Origin of the sequence: Pseudomonas sp. Irchel 3F6, assembly GCF_900187595.1 — a bacterium.
Taxonomy (GTDB): domain Bacteria; phylum Pseudomonadota; class Gammaproteobacteria; order Pseudomonadales; family Pseudomonadaceae; genus Aquipseudomonas; species Aquipseudomonas siliginis.
Genome location: NZ_FYDP01000007.1, coordinates 128,613 through 144,345, shown reverse-complemented (window position 1 = coordinate 144,345; position 15,733 = coordinate 128,613). Strand labels below are relative to the sequence as shown.

Sequence of the window (15,733 nt, the reverse complement as noted above, 5' to 3'; positions counted from 1 at the left end):
TGATTATTCGCTGAATCTTTCTCTTGGCTGGCATACTGAGCGCCTTTTTCAGGCCTGATCGCCTGACCCCGCTTCGTGCGCTTGTGCGCCCACAGGAACTCCGGTGAAAAAAATCGCAGTGTTCGCCGATGTGCAGAACCTCTACTACACCGTGCGTCAGGCCTATGGTTGCCACTTCAACTACGCCGCATTGTGGGCGGACATCAGCAAGAACGGGCAGATCGTCGAGGCCTACGCCTACGCGATCGACCGTGGCGACAGCAAGCAGCAGCAGTTTCAGCAGATCCTGCGCAACCTCGGCTTCATCGTGAAGCTCAAGCCCTACATCCAGCGCAGCGACGGCTCGGCCAAGGGTGACTGGGACGTGGGCATTACCCTGGACATCATGGACGCCGCCGACCATGTCGACGAAGTGGTACTGGCTTCCGGTGACGGCGATTTCGACATGCTGCTCGAGCGCATCATCAACAAGCACGGCGTGCAAGCGGTGGCCTACGGCGTCCCTGGCCTTACCGCCAACTCGCTGATCCGCGCCGCCAGCCGCTACGTGCCGATCGAAGGCGCACTGTTGCTCAAGAGCTGAGCTGAACAATAGATTTGAACGGAGTACACCCCGGTTTGGAACGCATTGCAGTCATCGACTTTGAAACCACCGGCCTGTCGCCGAACAGCAGCTGCCGCGCCACGGAAATCGCCGTGGTCATGCTGGAAAACGGCCGCATCGTCGAGCGTTACCAGAGCCTGATGAACGCCGGCGTGCGCGTCCCCGCGTTCATCGAGCAACTGACCGGCATCAGCAACGCCATGCTGCGCACCGCGCCGCCGGCCGAGCGGGTGATGGAAGAGGTCAACGAATTCGTCGGCTGCACGCCGTTGCTGGCGCACAACGCCTCGTTCGACCAGAAGTTCTGGGATTTCGAACTGGGGCGGATCAAACGCACACGCCTGCAGAATTTCGCCTGTTCACTGCTGCTGGCGCGGCGCCTGATGCCGGCGGCGCCGAATCACAAGCTCGGCACGCTCACCACTTTCGCGCAGTTGCCGCATACGGGCCAGGCTCACCGGGCCATGGCCGATGCCGAGATGGCGGCCAATCTGATGGCGCATTTGGCGGAAGAGTTGCGGGGCAAGCACGGGGTGCGCGAGTTGAATCACGACCTGCTGTGCAAGTTGCAGAAAGTCCCTGCGGCGAAAGTCGGCGAGCATCTGCAGCGTTATCGCTGATCCCGGGTACTCCGACTGATCGTTCCCACGCCCAGCGTGGGAATGAAGCCCGGGACGCTCCGCGTCCCTTTCAAAGCCGAACGCAGAGCGTCCGTTGAGGCATTCCCACGCGGAGCGTGGGGACGATCCATGCGGTGTGTCATTCAACGCAACTGTGACTGATACACCGCTTTCGCGAGCAGGCTCGCTCCCACAAGGACCTTAGCGGTCTCAGTTGCTTTCATGCAAAAGTGTACCGGCGCGAAAAACAGGTTTTGTAACTTATTTTTGCGCGGCGGCCTTTCTAGAATAAACCGTTCACCGAATCTGACTGTCGAGCTGCCCATGCCTGCCTTGCGCCGTTTTTCCCTGCCGTTGATCGCTGCGTTTTTTGCGTTGTACGTGATTTGGGGATCGACCTGTCTGGTGATTCGCATCGGCGTCGAATACTGGCCGCCGCTGTTGCTGGCCGGGGTGCGCTTCGTCATTGCCGGCAGCTTGATGTACGCCTGGCTGCGCTGGCGCGGGGCTGCGGCGCCGACCTGGGCGCAGTGGAAAGCGGCGGGGCTGGTCGGCATTCTGCTGCTCAGTTTTGGTAATGGCGCGGTCAGCGTGGCAGAGCACACCGGGGTGGCTTCAGGTGTTGCTGCGCTGGCGGTGGCGACGGTGCCACTGTTCACCTTGTTGTTCGGCTACTTCTGGGGCGCGCGCAATACGCGGCTGGAGTGGGCCGGTGTGGCGTTGGGGATTATTGGCATCGCCATGCTCAACATGGGTTCCAACCTGCAATCGAGCCCGCTCGGCGCGATGTTGCTGATCTTCGCGGCGGCGAGCTGGGCGTTCGGTTCGGTGTGGAGCAAATACCTGCCATTGCCGGCGGGGGCCATGGCCAGTGCGGTGGAAATGCTCGTCGGCGGCGTGGTCTTGCTGATCGGCAGTGCGCTGAGCGGCGAGCACCTGCAAGCCATGCCGTCGCTCGAGGGTTGGCTGGCGCTGGCCTATCTGATCTTCTTTGGCTCGATCATCGCCTTCAATTCCTACATGTATCTGCTCAAACACGTGCGCCCGGCGGCAGCGACCAGTTACGCCTACGTCAACCCGGCGGTGGCGGTGTTGCTCGGTGTAGTGTTTGTCGGCGAGACCATCGGCATCGAAGAAGCGTTGGCGATGCTGGTGATCATCAGCGCCGTGCTGCTGATCAGCCTGCCGCAGTGGCGTCGACCTGCGCAGCCACCCGTGGAAGAGGCGAAAGCCGTTCCGACGGAAGCGCGTACGAATTAGGGTAAACTGCGCGGCATTGCATCCCCGCGTCATTTTTTCCTACGGTACTCCCATGACTTTCGCCTCCCTTGGCCTGATCGAACCCTTGCTGCGCTCCCTCGAGACGCTCGGCTACCAGACCCCGACGCCGGTGCAGGCGCAAGCCATTCCGGCGGTGCTGGCCGGTCGTGACCTGATGGCAGCCGCCCAGACCGGCACCGGTAAAACTGCCGGTTTCGCTTTGCCGCTGTTGCAGTTGCTGACCATGGAAGGGCCGAAAGTCACCGCCAATTCGGCGCGTGCGCTGATTCTGGTGCCGACCCGCGAGCTGGCCGAGCAGGTCCACGAAGCCGTGCGCCAGTACGCGGAAAACCTGCCGTTGCGCACGTACGCGGTGTACGGCGGTGTCAGCATCAACCCGCAGATGATGAAGCTGCGCGGCGGCGTCGATGTGCTGGTCGCCACACCCGGCCGTTTGATCGACCTGTTCCGCCAGAACGCGCTGAAACTCGATCAACTGCAAACGCTGGTGCTGGATGAAGCCGATCGTATGCTCGACCTGGGCTTCTCCGAAGAACTGGCGAACATTTACCGCATGCTGCCGAAAAAACGCCAGACCCTGCTGTTTTCCGCGACCTTCTCCGATGACATCCGCCTGCTTGCCGGGCAGATGCTCAATGATCCTTTGAGCGTCGAAGTCAGCCCGCGCAACGTCGCTGCCAACACGGTCAAGCAGTGGATCGTCACCGTAGACAAGAAGCGCAAGGCCGAACTGTTCGTGCACCTGATGCGCAAGAACAAGTGGAAGCAGGTGCTGGTGTTCGCCAAGACCCGCAACGGCGTCGATGCGCTGGTGGAAAAACTTCAGGGCCTCGGTGTGAATGCTGACGGCATCCATGGCGACAAACCCCAGGCTACGCGCCAGCGCGCGCTGGACCGGTTCAAGCTCAGCGAAGTGCAGATTCTGGTGGCGACCGACGTCGCCGCCCGTGGTCTGGACATCGAAGACCTGCCGCTGGTGGTCAACTTCGATCTGCCGATCGTCGCCGAGGATTACATTCACCGCATCGGCCGCACTGGCCGCGCAGGTGCCACCGGTGAGGCGATCTCGCTGGTGTGTGCCGATGAAGTGAACATGCTCTCGGCCATCGAAATGCTGACGCGGCAGAACCTGAAGCGCCAGAACGAGCCGGATTTCGAACCCGAGCACCGCGTGCCGGACACCGATGCCAGCGGTCAGGTGATCAAGAAACCGAAAAAACCGAAGAAGCCGAAAGCGTCGGGCGGTGGCGGTGGTAAGCGCAATCTGGGCAAGTGGGTCGACAGCGGCGAGACCTCGGCACCGGAGCCATCGATCAAGCCGGTGCGCAAAGTGCCGGTGTTCAATACCGGACCGCGTAAGCGCAAGCCTTGATTTGATGAAGCGTTTGTAAGGACGTCTTCGCGACCAGGCTCGCTCCCACATTGGGGATGCGTTTCCCTGAAGGAGCTGCGGAACGCTGCGATCTTTTGATGTTGATTTTTGAAGATCAAAAGATCGCAGCCTCGTTTCACTCGTCAGCTCCTACAGGGGTTTGTGCTTAAGCCACTGCACAATACCCAACCCAGCCGCCCGCCCGCTGGCAAAACACCCGGTCAGCAAATAGCCTCCGGTCGGCGCTTCCCAGTCGAGCATCTCGCCCGCACAAAACACCCCCGGCAGCGCCTTGAGCATCAAGCGCTCATCCATCGCTTCGAACCTTACGCCACCGGCACTGCTGATCGCTTCGTCCAGTGGACGGGTTTTCACCAGAGTCAGCGGCAACGCTTTGATCGCTCGGGCCAACAGCGCCGGATCGGCGAAGGTTTCGGCATCGGTCAGCTCGCGCAACAACGCTGCTTTAACCCCATCAATCCCCACCTGACTGTGCAGATGCTTGGCCATTGAGCGCGAGCCGCGTGGTTTGCTCAGGGCTGCCTGCAATTTATCCACAGGCCGGCCGGGCAGTAGGTCGATGTGGATAACCGCTGCGCCATAGCGATTGATTTCCTCACGAATCGGCGCCGACAGCGCATAGATCAGGCTGCCTTCAATGCCGGTCGCGGTGATCACGCATTCGCCCAAGCGCGGGATGTCGTCGTTCAAACCGATGGCAATGTTTTTCAGCGGCGCGCCGGCGAATTTGCTCACCATCAGCTCGCTCCAGGCCTGCACCTCGAAGCCGCAATTGCTTGGCTGCAACGGTGCCAGATCCACGCCGTGCTGCTCCAGCGGCAACATCCACGCGCCATCCGAGCCCAGGCGCGACCAACTGCCGCCGCCGAGGGCGAGCAGGGTGGCGTCGGGGTTTACGCTGATTTCGCCTTGCGGACTGGCGATGCGCAATGTGCCGCTTGCGTTCCAACCGAGCCAGCGATGGCGTGTGTGGATAACCACGCCACTGTCGCGCAGGCGTTTGAGCCAGGCGCGCAACAGTGGCGCGGCTTTCATGTCGGTGGGGAACACGCGGCCGGAGCTGCCGATGAAGGTTTCGATGCCCAGATCGTGAATCCACTGGCACAAGGCATCGGCATCGAATGCGCGCAGCAGCGGGGCGATCTGCGGTGCGCGTTCAGCGTAGCGGGAGAGGAACGCCGGGTACGCTTCGGAGTGGGTGATGTTCATGCCGCCGACCCCAGCCAGCAGGAACTTGCGCCCGACCGAGGGCATGCCGTCGTACACGTCGACGCGGATTCCGGCCTGGCTCAGCACTTCGGCTGCCATCAGGCCGGCGGGGCCACCGCCGATGATAGCGACGTGGGTGTTGGCGGGGGCGGAGTTCTGGGTCATGGGGGTGCGCTGCGGTATGGCGGGACAAGGCGCGCATTCTAACAGCGCTGAACCCCTGTAGGAGTGAGCCTGCTCGCGAACGCGGTCTGTCAGTCAATTAGATGTTGTAGGTGCTAAAGCTTTCGCGAGCAGGCTCGCTCCCACCGGGGCTGCGGTGTATTTCGAGGCTGGTTAAAAAACAAACAGTGCGCTGGGCGCCTTGGCCAGCATGGCCTGCAGTCCCTTTCACTCAGGTTATCCACAGGCAGTTCCACAGCGATTGTGGGTAACGCAGCACGTTTCAATGACAGCCGTGTGAATCCCACACTCGTTGCGCGCTGTGATGGAGGATGCCGTGGCGGCGGGCGAGGGCGTGGCGATCCTTGCTGTAGCCGCCGCCGATCACCCCGACCACCGGGATGTCGCGGCCCAGACAATGGCGCATCACCCGTTCATCGCGCTCGGCCACCCCGTCGTCGGTCAGTTGCAGATAACCGAGGGCATCGTCCTTGTGCACATCAACGCCAGCGTCGTAGAGCACCAGATCCGGTTGATACAGCGGCAGCAGGTAATTGAGCGTGTCATCGACCACCTGCAGATAGTCGGCATCGCCCATGCCTTTGGGCAGCGGGATGTCCCAGTCACTTTCGGCTTTGCGTGCGGGAAAATTCTTCTCGCAGTGCAGGGAAACGGTAATCGCCTCCGGCGTGTCGTGGAGAATCCGCGCGGTGCCGTCGCCCTGATGCACGTCGCAATCGAAGATCAGCACGCGATTGACCCGGCCGCTCTGCAACAGGTACTGGCTGATGATCGCCAGGTCATTGAAGATGCAGAAGCCGGCGGGGTAATCGTAGTGAGCGTGATGGGTGCCGCCGGCCAGATGACAGGCCAGGCCATGTTCCAGCGCTTGCTCTGCCGCGAGGATCGAACCGCCCACCGCACGTACGGTGCGTCGCGCCAGCGCCTCGTTCCACGGCAGGCCGAGGCGCCGTTGGTCTTCGCGGGACAACTCGCCGCTCATGTAGCGTTCGATATAGCTGCGGTCATGGGCGAGGGCGAGGATGTCGTTGGGGCAGATCTGCGGGCGCAGCAGGTCGGCGTCGCGGGTCAGGCCGCTGTCGACCAGGTGATCGCGCAACAGACGAAACTTGTCCATGGGGAAGCGGTGCTCCGCAGGAAACTCGGGGCTGTAGTCTTCGTGGTAGATCAACGGCAAAGGCATGGCTTGTTTCGCGCAGAACCTGGGAAAGAATGAACGATCCTACCAGCGATGTAGACTCAACGGCATGGAAATGGAGGGGACGATGGAGCCGATACTGGAGCTGCAAAGCGCGCGGTTGTTGATGCGTCAGTGGCAGGATGAGGATTTGCCGGCATTCGCCGCGATGTGCGCCGATCCGCAGGTGATGCGCTACTTTCCGGCGCCGCTGACCCGGCTCGAAAGCGCCGCATTGATCGGCCGCGTGCGCGGGCATTTCGCCGAGCACGGCTTCGGCCTGTGGGCACTGGAGCGCAAGGACACGGGCGAGTTCATCGGTTTTACCGGGTTGGGCGTGGTCGGCTTCGATGCGCCGTTCACCCCGGCGGTGGAGATCGGCTGGCGTCTGGCCAAGGAACACTGGGGCCTGGGTTACGCCAGCGAAGCGGCGTGGACGGCTCTGCGCGCGGGTTTCGACCAGTTGAAACTGGAGGAAATCGTCTCGTTTACCGCCGGGCAGAACGCGCAGTCGGAGAAGGTCATGCAGGCGATCGGCATGCATCACGATCCGCAGGATGATTTCGATCACCCCAAGGTTGCGCTCGATCACCCGTTGCGCCGCCATGTTCTGTATCGCATCAGCCGCGAACAATGGCTGCAAACCTTGCATGAATAAGCCGACACGGACGTTTACAATGGCCGCCATCGTATTTGGCCCGTGCCAGAACCTGAATCGTCCGCCGCAGCCAAGACTGCGCGGCCATTGCTTTGTGTGAGGAGTGTCTGAATGAGCCAAGTGCTGGAAGATCTGGTCGATCTGTTGACCCTGGAACCGATCGAAGAAAACCTGTTCCGTGGTCGTAGTCAGGATCTGGGGTTCCGCCAGTTGTTCGGCGGTCAGGTGCTCGGCCAGTCGCTGTCGGCCGCCAGTCAGACGGTGGAAGAGGCGCGCCATGTGCACTCGCTGCACGGTTATTTCCTGCGCCCGGGCGATGCCAAGTTGCCGGTGGTCTATTCGGTTGATCGCGTGCGTGATGGCGGCAGCTTCAGCACCCGCCGCGTGACGGCGATTCAGAAGGGCCACCCGATCTTCACGTGCAGCGCTTCGTTCCAGTACGACGAAAAAGGCTTCGAGCATCAGGGCCAGATGCCCGTGGTGGTCGGCCCGGAAAACCTGCCCTCGGAACTGGAACTGATCCAGCAGCGAGCGCACCTGATTCCCGAGCACATGCGTGAAAAACTGCTGTGTCCGAAACCGATCGAAGTACGCCCGGTTACCGAAAAAGACCCGTACAACCCGCAACCGGCCGATCCGCTGAAGTACGTGTGGTTCCGCGCCGACGGCGCCTTGGCCGACATCCCGGCGCTGCACAAATACCTGCTGGCGTATGCCTCGGACTTCGGCCTGCTGACCACGTCGATGCTGCCCCACGGCAAGTCGGTCTGGCAGAAGGACATGCAGGTCGCCAGCCTTGATCACGCGCTGTGGTTCCACAATGATCTGCGCGCCGATGACTGGTTGCTCTACGCGATGGACAGCCCGTGGGCCGGCAACTCCCGTGGTTTTTCCCGTGGCAGCGTGTTCAACCGTGCCGGGCAACTGGTCGCTTCGGTGACTCAGGAAGGTCTGATCCGCCATCGCAAGGACTGGGCATGAGCCTGACCGAGGTTCGTCATTGGGTGTTCGACATGGACGGCACGCTGACTGTCGCCGTGCATGATTTCGCGGCGATTCGGGTGGCACTGGCGATTCCGCCGGAGGATGACATCCTCACCCACCTCGCTGCATTGCCAGCGGATGAAGCAGCGGCCAAGCATGCCTGGTTGCTCGAGCATGAACGCGATCTGGCGCTGGGCTCGACCCCGGCCACCGGCGCGGTGGAGCTGGTGCGCGACCTGCATGCGCGCGGTTATCGCCTCGGCATTCTCACGCGCAATGCGCGGGAGCTGGCGCACGTGACGCTGGAGGCGATCGGCCTGGCCGACTGCTTCGCGGTCGAGGATGTGCTGGGTCGCGACGAAGCACCGCCGAAGCCGCATCCGGGCGGTTTGCTGAAACTGGCCGAGGCCTGGCAAGTGCCGGCCAGTGACATGGTGATGGTCGGCGATTACCGCTTTGATCTGGATTGCGGTCGAGCAGCGGGGGCGCGGACGGTGTTGGTGAACCTGCCGGATAACCCGTGGCCGGAGTTGACCGATTGGCATGCGAAGGATTGTGTCGAGTTGCGGCGGATGCTGCAGGCCTGAGATCGTTGTTGTCTGATCGGACGCCTTCGCGAGCAGGCTCGCTCCCACAGGGGAATGCATTCCGAGTGTGGCATTTATTCCAAATGTGGGAGCGAGCCTGCTCGCGAAGGGGCCGGTGGATTCATTAGAAAACTCACTGATCAAACAAAGCCTTCTGCCCCTCCGCCGACGTCAGCATGCCATCCCCGTCATGCCCGACCCCAGGCACTTCAATCAGCCGCTGATTGACCCCCTCGGGATGCCGGCGCAGTAAGTAGCCGAAATACATTTTTCCGCGCATCAAGCGGTAAGCCCCTTGCGCCTCGGCCGCGCAGCTCTTGTCCAGCGCCGGATGTTCCGGGTCGACGTCCTGCTGCCCGAGCAGATAAATCACCTCGCGTTTGACGTAAGCGCTCTCGACCTGCAACGGCGTTTGCCCGCCGGCATACACCGGCATGTCCGCCAGGCCGTACTTCCAGCGATTGAAGCCCGGGCATTGTGCGTGGTCGAACGCCACTGGCCGCTGCTCGTTGAAGTACGCATAAGAAGAAGGATTGGCCACTACATAGCGCAAGCGAATGCCGTTGGCCTTGAGCGCTGGCTGATCCTTGGCCAGCAGGGCGTAACGCTGCACCACCTGACCCCCACCGGAGTGGCCGAAGATCACGATCTGCTTCACGTCCGGAAACTGTTTGCGATCGCTGACCCGCGCGACGATTTCATCCAGCGCCGCGTAGGAGCTCAGCGGATTTGGCCCGCTGGACAAGCCGCCGCCCATCCACTCGTTGCCCTGCCAGCGCAGCACCGTTGGCGGCAAGGAGTACAGGGTGACGTCGCTTTCATTGAGAAACTGCGGAGCGATCACCAGCGTGTGCGCGGTCTGCCCGGCGAGTTCGGCGGCGCTTTCCGCGCTTTTGCGGTAGGTCTCGGCGTTGCGCAGGCGACCGTGAATGACGATCAGCACCCGCTCGATCTTCTCCGGTGCCGGGCCGATGCCCACTGCCATCTCCCCGGCCTTGAGTTGCAGGCGACCGGGGCTGATCGCATCGACGCCGGCCGCTTGCGCGGTGCCGACGATGAACAATAACGCCACGAGCCATTTATGCATTTACAGGGTTTTCGCCGCGAAGGTGTCGCACTGGCTTACCTGGCCTTGCGCGAATCCGGTTTTGAACCAGCGCACCCTTTGCGCTGACGTACCGTGGGTAAACGAGTCCGGGACCACACGGCCCTGGCCCTGTTGCTGCAAGCGATCATCGCCGATGGCGTTGGCGGCGTTCAAGGCTTCTTCGATGTCGCCGGGTTCCAGCCAGTTCAGGCGTTTCTGCGCGTTATACGCCCAGACGCCGGCAAGACAGTCGGCCTGCAATTCCTGGCGAACCAGCAAGCCGCCGTCGCCTTCCATCTGCCGGCCTTGCTGACGCGCCGCCTGCATCTTCGCCGAGACGCCCAGCAGCGTCTGCACATGGTGGCCGACTTCGTGCGCAATCACGTAAGCCTGAGCGAAATCGCCGGCGGCTTTGAAGCGCTGCGACATTTCCTGAAAGAACGCCATGTCCAGATAGACCTTCTGGTCTGCCGGGCAATAGAACGGGCCGGTGGCAGAAGTGGCCATGCCGCACGCGGAGTTCACCCGATTGCTGAACAGCACCAGTGTCGGGTCTTTGTATTGGCGTCCGGCCTGCTGGAAGATCGGACCCCAGGTGTCTTCGGTGTCGCCGAGGATCGAGCGGACGAATTCAGCCTGTTCATCATTGGCCGGTGGCGCCTGGCGGGTTTGCGAGGTGGGCGCCGGTTGTTCCATCTGGCCGGTCAACTGGCCGAGGATCTGCAGCGGGTCCTGGCCGGTGAGCCAGCCGATGCCGACGATCAGCACGATGGCGGTCAGGCTCAGGCCCTTGCCGCCACCGAAGCGCATGCCGCCGCCACCGCCGGCATCATCACCCCGGGCGTCGACGACGTTGTCACTGCGTCGGCCTTTTTTCCATAGCATGTGGGAATCCTCTTTTATTGCCGGTGATGAATCTGCTAGTGATGAGTGTTGCCGCTGTGTGAGTGTGGCGCCAGTCCGGTCGTCCGTCCATGCACACGCGCCCACATGGTGCGGGCCTGGTATTGACGGTCGAGCGGGCCGTGAATTCAATCCCGAGTGGGATTTCTTCTGCCGATTCATGAACCCGCCGTTTCGACGGCAGTCTGTGATGTTGCACACTGGCCGGGCGCCGAAGTGGCGGGAATCTTGCGTCACGGTTTTGCTCAACGGCGGTTTCCCGGCGCAGAAGAGTGCAACCTGTGCGGTTGCTGAAAGCTCGGCCGACTATGATTGCCACAACGATTGCCGCCAGCGCGCACGCTCGCCCGGGTATTTTTTCAGAGATTGCCAATGACCGTCAGCACCCCGCTCTCCGGTGTCAACCAGCCCTTCAAGGGGATTTTGCTGATTGTCGTGGCGACGTTCCTGTTTTCCAGCCACGACGCGTTGTCGAAATACCTCTCCGGTTTTTATCCGATCGTGATGGTGGTGTGGGCGCGCTATGTGGTGCACACCTTGTTGATGGCGGGGATCTTCCTGCCGCAGTCCGGTTTGCGCGTTCTGCGTACGAAAAAACCGTTATGGCAGCTCGCCCGTGCCCTGTGCCTGCTCGGCACCAGCCTGTTTTTCACCACGGCGCTGCTGTACATCCCGCTGGCGGAAGCCACGTCGGTCAACTTTCTCGCGCCGGTACTGGTGACGGCGTTATCGGTGCCGCTGCTCAAGGAACGAGTGACGCGCGGACAGTGGATCGCGGTGATCTGCGGCTTCATCGGCGTGCTGATCATCGTCCACCCGGGCGGCGAACTGTTCACCCCGGCAATCCTGCTGCCGTTCTGCTCGGCGCTGTTCTTCTGCTTCTACCAGCTGCTGACGCGCAAGCTCGCCGAAGTGGACAGCCCGACCACCAGCAACTTCTTTGCCGGGCTGTGCAATACCCTGGTGATGAGCGCGCTGGTGCCGTTCTTCTGGCAGGTGCCGACGTTGCCTCATGCCGCGCTGATGCTGGCGCTGGGCAGTTGCGGGATGACTGCGCACTTGTTTCTGACTCAGGCCTTCCGTCACGCCGCGCCGGCATTGCTGGCGCCGTTCGGCTATTGCCAGATCGTCTTTGCCGGGTTGTTGGGCTGGCTGCTGTTCAATCACACCCCGAGCGGGTTGACGGTGATCGGTATCGCGGTGATCTGTTGCAGCGGATTGGCGGCAGCGTGGCAGCAGAGCCGGCGCTAAGGGGGAGCAAAGATCCCTTGGAGCTGACGAGTGAAACGAGGCTGCGATCTTTTGATCTTAAACAGCAAGATCAAAAGATCGCAGCGTTCCGCAGCTCCTACAGGGGCAATTTAGCGGGTTATTCGACGGTCGGAATCTTGCGCGGTGCCATGAAGTACATCCACGTCAGTGCGAGGAAGTACATCGCCGGAATCAGCGTGAACAGCACCGTGTAGTTGTTGTTGGTAACGGTGAGGATGTGGCCGACGATCTGGGTCATGAACATCCCGCCGATCGCCGCGCACATGCCGCCGAAGCCGAACACCGTGCTCATCATGTGCTTGGGCGTGTAGTCCATCACCAGGCTCCAGATGTTCGCAGTCCAGGCCTGATGCGCGCCGATCGCCAGCGAGATCGCCGCCACCGCCACCCACAGATTCGCCGAGCCGGCGGCCATGACCACGCCGATGATGCAGCAGGCAAACAGCAACATCGACAGCAGCCGCGCCTTGATCGAGTTCATCCCGCGACCGATCAGGAACGAGGACAGAATCCCGCCGCCGACACTGCCGAAGTCAGCCGTGACGTAGATGATGATCAGCGGAATACCCATCTGCGTCACGTTGATGCCGAGGTTGTATTGCTGATTGAGAAACGGCGGCAGCCAGTACAGATAGAACCAGAACACCGGCGCGGTCAGCGAGTAGGCGAGGGCGAAGGCCCAAGTGCCGCGCATGCGCAGGATCTTGCTGAACGGCACGCGGGCCTGTTCCGGTTCGACTTGCTGCTGGATGTAATCGAGCTCCGACTGTTTCACCGTCGGATGGTCTTCCGGATTGAAATACTTCAAGCCCCAGAACAGCAGCCAGATGCCGCCGAGTGCCGCCATGCACAGGAACGCCGCTTGCCAGCCCCACACATGCAGGACCAGTGGCAGCAGCATCGGCGTGAACATCGCGCCGACGTTGGTGCCGGCGTTGAAGATGCCGGTAGCGACAGCGCGTTCACCGGCCGGGAACCACAGGCGCGTGGTTTTCACACAGGCCGGGTAGTTGGCCGCTTCCGTCAGGCCGAGGATGAAGCGGCAGACCATGAAGCCGACTGCGGAGGTCGCCAGGCCATGGGCGCCGGTGGCCAGGCTCCAGAGCAGTACGGCGCAGAAGAACACGCGCTTGACGCCGACCCGGTCGATCAGGCGTCCCTGCAGGACAAACCCGATCGCGTAGCCGACCTGAAACCAGAAGTTGATGTTGGCGTAGTCCATCGCCGTCCAGCTCATTTCCTTGGCGAGGATCGGCTGCATGACGCCGAGGGCGGCGCGGTCGATGTAGTTGAGGGTGGTGGCAAAAAACACCAGCGCCAGCATGCCCCAGCGGGTCTTGCCGACGGCCATGGCGCCGCGGATCTTGTCGCCAATGCCACCCGTGGCAGTGCTCATGGCCGGAGCCATGCGGGAAGTCTGTGAAGGAATCATGTGTTCCACCCGTTTTTGGATTTGTTATTTGGTGTTCTTTTCTGTCGAACACCTTGCCCGGTGGTTAGTGGCCGGACTCGATGTGCAACCGATGTTGGGCAGTGAACAAAAAATCGTCAATTCGCCAAATCGCCTTAGTGTTCGATAATCGCACGCAAAACTAACCGGGTAGTACACTTTAAATTGCTGCGCGCAGGGATGCAGCCAATAATTTCCCTCACTATAAAAACCCATTCCCCGGTAGGAGCTGCCGAAGGCTGCGATCTTTTGATTTTGCTGTTTTGGTAATCAAGATCAAACGATCGCAGCCTTCGGCAGCTCCTACAGTAAAGATAAAGCGGCGCAGTCCGGGAGTTGAAACATGCAGCGTTCCATTGCCACCGTTTCCTTGAGCGGCACCCTGCCGGAAAAACTCGAAGCCATTGCCGCCGCCGGGTTCGACGGCGTGGAGATTTTCGAAAACGACCTCCTTTACTACGACGGCAGTCCCCGGGAAATTAAACAGATGTGCGCCGATCTGGGGATCGCCATCACCCTGTTTCAGCCGTTCCGTGATTTCGAAGGCTGCCGCCGCGATCGCCTGGCGCGCAACCTCGAGCGTGCCGAGCGCAAGTTCGATCTGATGCAGGAACTTGGCACCGACCTGGTGCTGGTCTGCAGCAACGCCTCGCCGGACAGTGTCGGCGATCAACAAATCCTCGTCGATGATTTGCGCCTGCTGGCCGAACGCGCCGGCGCCCGTGGCTTGCGCATCGGTTACGAAGCGCTGGCGTGGGGCCGTCACGTCAATACTTATCAACAGGTCTGGGACATCGTCCGTCAGGCTGATCACCCCAACCTCGGCGTGCTGCTCGACAGCTTTCACACCCTGTCGCTGAAGGGCGATCCCGGCGCGATCGCCGACATTCCCGGCGACAAGATCTTCTTCGTGCAAATGGCCGACGCGCCGATCCTGGCCATGGACGTGCTGGAGTGGAGCCGGCATTTCCGTTGTTTCCCGGGGCAGGGCGAATTCGATCTGCCGGGTTTCCTCGCGCCGATCATCAAGAGTGGTTATACCGGACCGTTGTCGCTGGAAATCTTCAACGACGGCTTCCGCGCCGCGCCCCCGCGAGCCAACGCTGCCGACGGATTGCGCTCGCTGCTGTATCTGGAAGAGAAGATCCGTCAGCGTCTCGAGCAGGAAGCGCCGCCGGTGGCCAACCGTGAAATTCTTTTCGAAACGCCGCCGGCCAGCGAATACAACGGCGTGGAATTTCTCGAATTTGCCGTCGACGAATCCCTCGGTGCGAAGCTCAGTCACTGGCTGCAACGCCTCGGCTTTGCCAAGGCCGGGCAGCATCGCTCCAAGAGTGTCAGCCTGCTGCGTCAGGGCGATATCAACCTGATCCTCAACTCCGAGCCGTATTCCTTCGCCCACAGCTTTTTCGAAGCCCACGGCCCGTCGCTGTGCGCTACGGCGGTGCGGGTCAAGGACAGCGCCAGTGCGCTGGCCCGCGCGGTCGCTTACAAGGGGCAGCCCTATCGCGGCCTGGTCGGGCCGAATGAACTGGAGCTGGCGGCGGTGCGCGCACCGGACGGCAGCCTGATTTATCTGGTCGATGCGGACGCCGATGTTTACGGCACCGATTTCAATCTGTTGCCCGACGCGCAGACCGGCGGCGGCCTCAAGCGTATCGATCACATGGCCATGGCGTTGCCGGCGGACAGCCTCGACAGTTGGGTGCTGTTCTATAAAAGCCTGCTGGATTTCGAGGCCGACGATGAAGTGGTCTTGCCCGATCCGTACGGTCTGGTGAAGAGCCGCGCACTGCGCAGTCGCGACAGCTCGATCCGGCTGCCGCTGAACATCTCCGAGAACCGCAACACCGCCATTTCGCATGCGCTGTCGAGTTATCGCGGCTCCGGTGTGCACCACATCGCCTTCGATTGTGACGACATTTTCGCCCAGGTCAGTCGCGCCAAGGAGGCCGGTGTGCCGCTGCTGGACATCCCGCTGAACTATTACGACGACCTCGCCGCGCGTTTCGATTTCGACGATGAATTCCTCAGCGAACTGGCCTATTACAACGTGCTCTACGACCGTGATGCCCAGGGCGGCGAGTTGTTTCATGTCTACACCGAGCCGTTCGAGGGGCGGTTCTTCTTCGAGATCATCCAGCGCAAGAATGGCTATGCCGGCTACGGCGCGGCCAACGTTGCGGTGCGGCTGGCGGCGATGGCCAAATCGCGCAGCGGTGCGGTGCGTCAGGCGAAGTTGTAGGGAATTCGTAAACGCGGGATTAAACACCGGCTGCGCGGCTTCCTTCACTGTCCCGCGCGGCCCATAATCGCCAGCTTGTG

Annotated in this window: 14 protein-coding genes; 9 read left to right on the top strand and 5 right to left on the bottom strand. The window is 61.6% G+C overall.

What is annotated here, in order from left to right:
* The first annotated feature begins 103 nt into the window (after positions 1-103).
* The 4 genes from CKW30_RS21735 to CKW30_RS21720 all read left to right on the top strand — a co-directional run bounded on the left by CKW30_RS21735 (position 104) and on the right by CKW30_RS21720 (position 3,877).
* Positions 104-583 (top strand): NYN domain-containing protein, encoded by a 480-nt coding sequence (locus CKW30_RS21735; protein WP_095181882.1) that lies wholly within the window; start codon positions 104-106, stop codon positions 581-583.
* A 35-nt stretch (positions 584-618) separates the two neighbouring features.
* Positions 619-1,224: a PolC-type DNA polymerase III gene (locus CKW30_RS21730; RefSeq protein WP_095181881.1), complete on the top strand. Its 606-nt coding sequence runs from the start codon at positions 619-621 to the stop codon at positions 1,222-1,224.
* A 324-nt stretch (positions 1,225-1,548) separates the two neighbouring features.
* Positions 1,549-2,484: a drug/metabolite exporter YedA gene (gene yedA, locus CKW30_RS21725; RefSeq protein ID WP_095181880.1), complete on the top strand. Its 936-nt coding sequence runs from the start codon at positions 1,549-1,551 to the stop codon at positions 2,482-2,484.
* Positions 2,485-2,536: 52 nt separating this feature from the next.
* Entirely contained in the window at positions 2,537-3,877 is a 1,341-nt protein-coding gene (locus CKW30_RS21720; RefSeq protein WP_041477749.1) for a DEAD/DEAH box helicase, read from the top strand.
* A gap of 150 nt (positions 3,878-4,027) precedes the next feature.
* Here CKW30_RS21720 and CKW30_RS21715 read toward each other — a convergent pair whose 3' ends face one another.
* Positions 4,028-5,272, bottom strand: coding sequence for a TIGR03862 family flavoprotein (locus CKW30_RS21715; protein WP_095181879.1), 1,245 nt, complete (start codon positions 5,270-5,272; stop codon positions 4,028-4,030).
* Between the two features lie 280 nt (positions 5,273-5,552).
* Positions 5,553-6,473 (bottom strand): histone deacetylase, encoded by a 921-nt coding sequence (locus CKW30_RS21710; RefSeq protein ID WP_095181878.1) that lies wholly within the window; start codon positions 6,471-6,473, stop codon positions 5,553-5,555.
* An 82-nt stretch (positions 6,474-6,555) separates the two neighbouring features.
* On the opposite strand from CKW30_RS21710, the gene CKW30_RS21705 reads away from it, so the two are divergent.
* The 3 genes from CKW30_RS21705 (at position 6,556) to CKW30_RS21695 (ending at position 8,696) form a co-directional block, all read left to right on the top strand.
* Positions 6,556-7,125: a GNAT family N-acetyltransferase gene (locus tag CKW30_RS21705; RefSeq protein ID WP_095181877.1), complete on the top strand. Its 570-nt coding sequence runs from the start codon at positions 6,556-6,558 to the stop codon at positions 7,123-7,125.
* A 111-nt stretch (positions 7,126-7,236) separates the two neighbouring features.
* Entirely contained in the window at positions 7,237-8,106 is an 870-nt protein-coding gene (gene tesB / locus CKW30_RS21700; RefSeq protein WP_095181876.1) for an acyl-CoA thioesterase II, read from the top strand.
* Positions 8,103-8,696, top strand: coding sequence for an HAD family hydrolase (locus tag CKW30_RS21695; RefSeq protein WP_056790576.1), 594 nt, complete (start codon positions 8,103-8,105; stop codon positions 8,694-8,696). Before tesB ends, CKW30_RS21695 begins: the two co-directional genes overlap by 4 nt.
* A gap of 133 nt (positions 8,697-8,829) precedes the next feature.
* On the opposite strand, the gene CKW30_RS21690 is transcribed toward CKW30_RS21695, so the two are convergent.
* Both CKW30_RS21690 and CKW30_RS21685 read right to left on the bottom strand, forming a co-directional pair.
* Positions 8,830-9,783: an alpha/beta fold hydrolase gene (locus CKW30_RS21690; RefSeq protein ID WP_095181875.1), complete on the bottom strand. Its 954-nt coding sequence runs from the start codon at positions 9,781-9,783 to the stop codon at positions 8,830-8,832.
* Complete coding sequence (locus CKW30_RS21685; protein ID WP_095181874.1) at positions 9,784-10,668, bottom strand: neutral zinc metallopeptidase; 885 nt, start codon at positions 10,666-10,668, stop codon at positions 9,784-9,786.
* A gap of 390 nt (positions 10,669-11,058) precedes the next feature.
* On the opposite strand from CKW30_RS21685, the gene CKW30_RS21680 reads away from it, so the two are divergent.
* Positions 11,059-11,937 (top strand): DMT family transporter, encoded by an 879-nt coding sequence (locus CKW30_RS21680; RefSeq protein WP_095181873.1) that lies wholly within the window; start codon positions 11,059-11,061, stop codon positions 11,935-11,937.
* 118 nt (positions 11,938-12,055) lie between these two features.
* Here CKW30_RS21680 and CKW30_RS21675 read toward each other — a convergent pair whose 3' ends face one another.
* Entirely contained in the window at positions 12,056-13,390 is a 1,335-nt protein-coding gene (locus CKW30_RS21675; protein WP_041477757.1) for an MFS transporter, read from the bottom strand.
* A gap of 361 nt (positions 13,391-13,751) precedes the next feature.
* On the opposite strand from CKW30_RS21675, the gene quiC reads away from it, so the two are divergent.
* Positions 13,752-15,653 (top strand): 3-dehydroshikimate dehydratase QuiC, encoded by a 1,902-nt coding sequence (gene quiC / locus CKW30_RS21670; RefSeq protein WP_095181872.1) that lies wholly within the window; start codon positions 13,752-13,754, stop codon positions 15,651-15,653.
* Positions 15,654-15,733 lie beyond the last annotated feature (80 nt).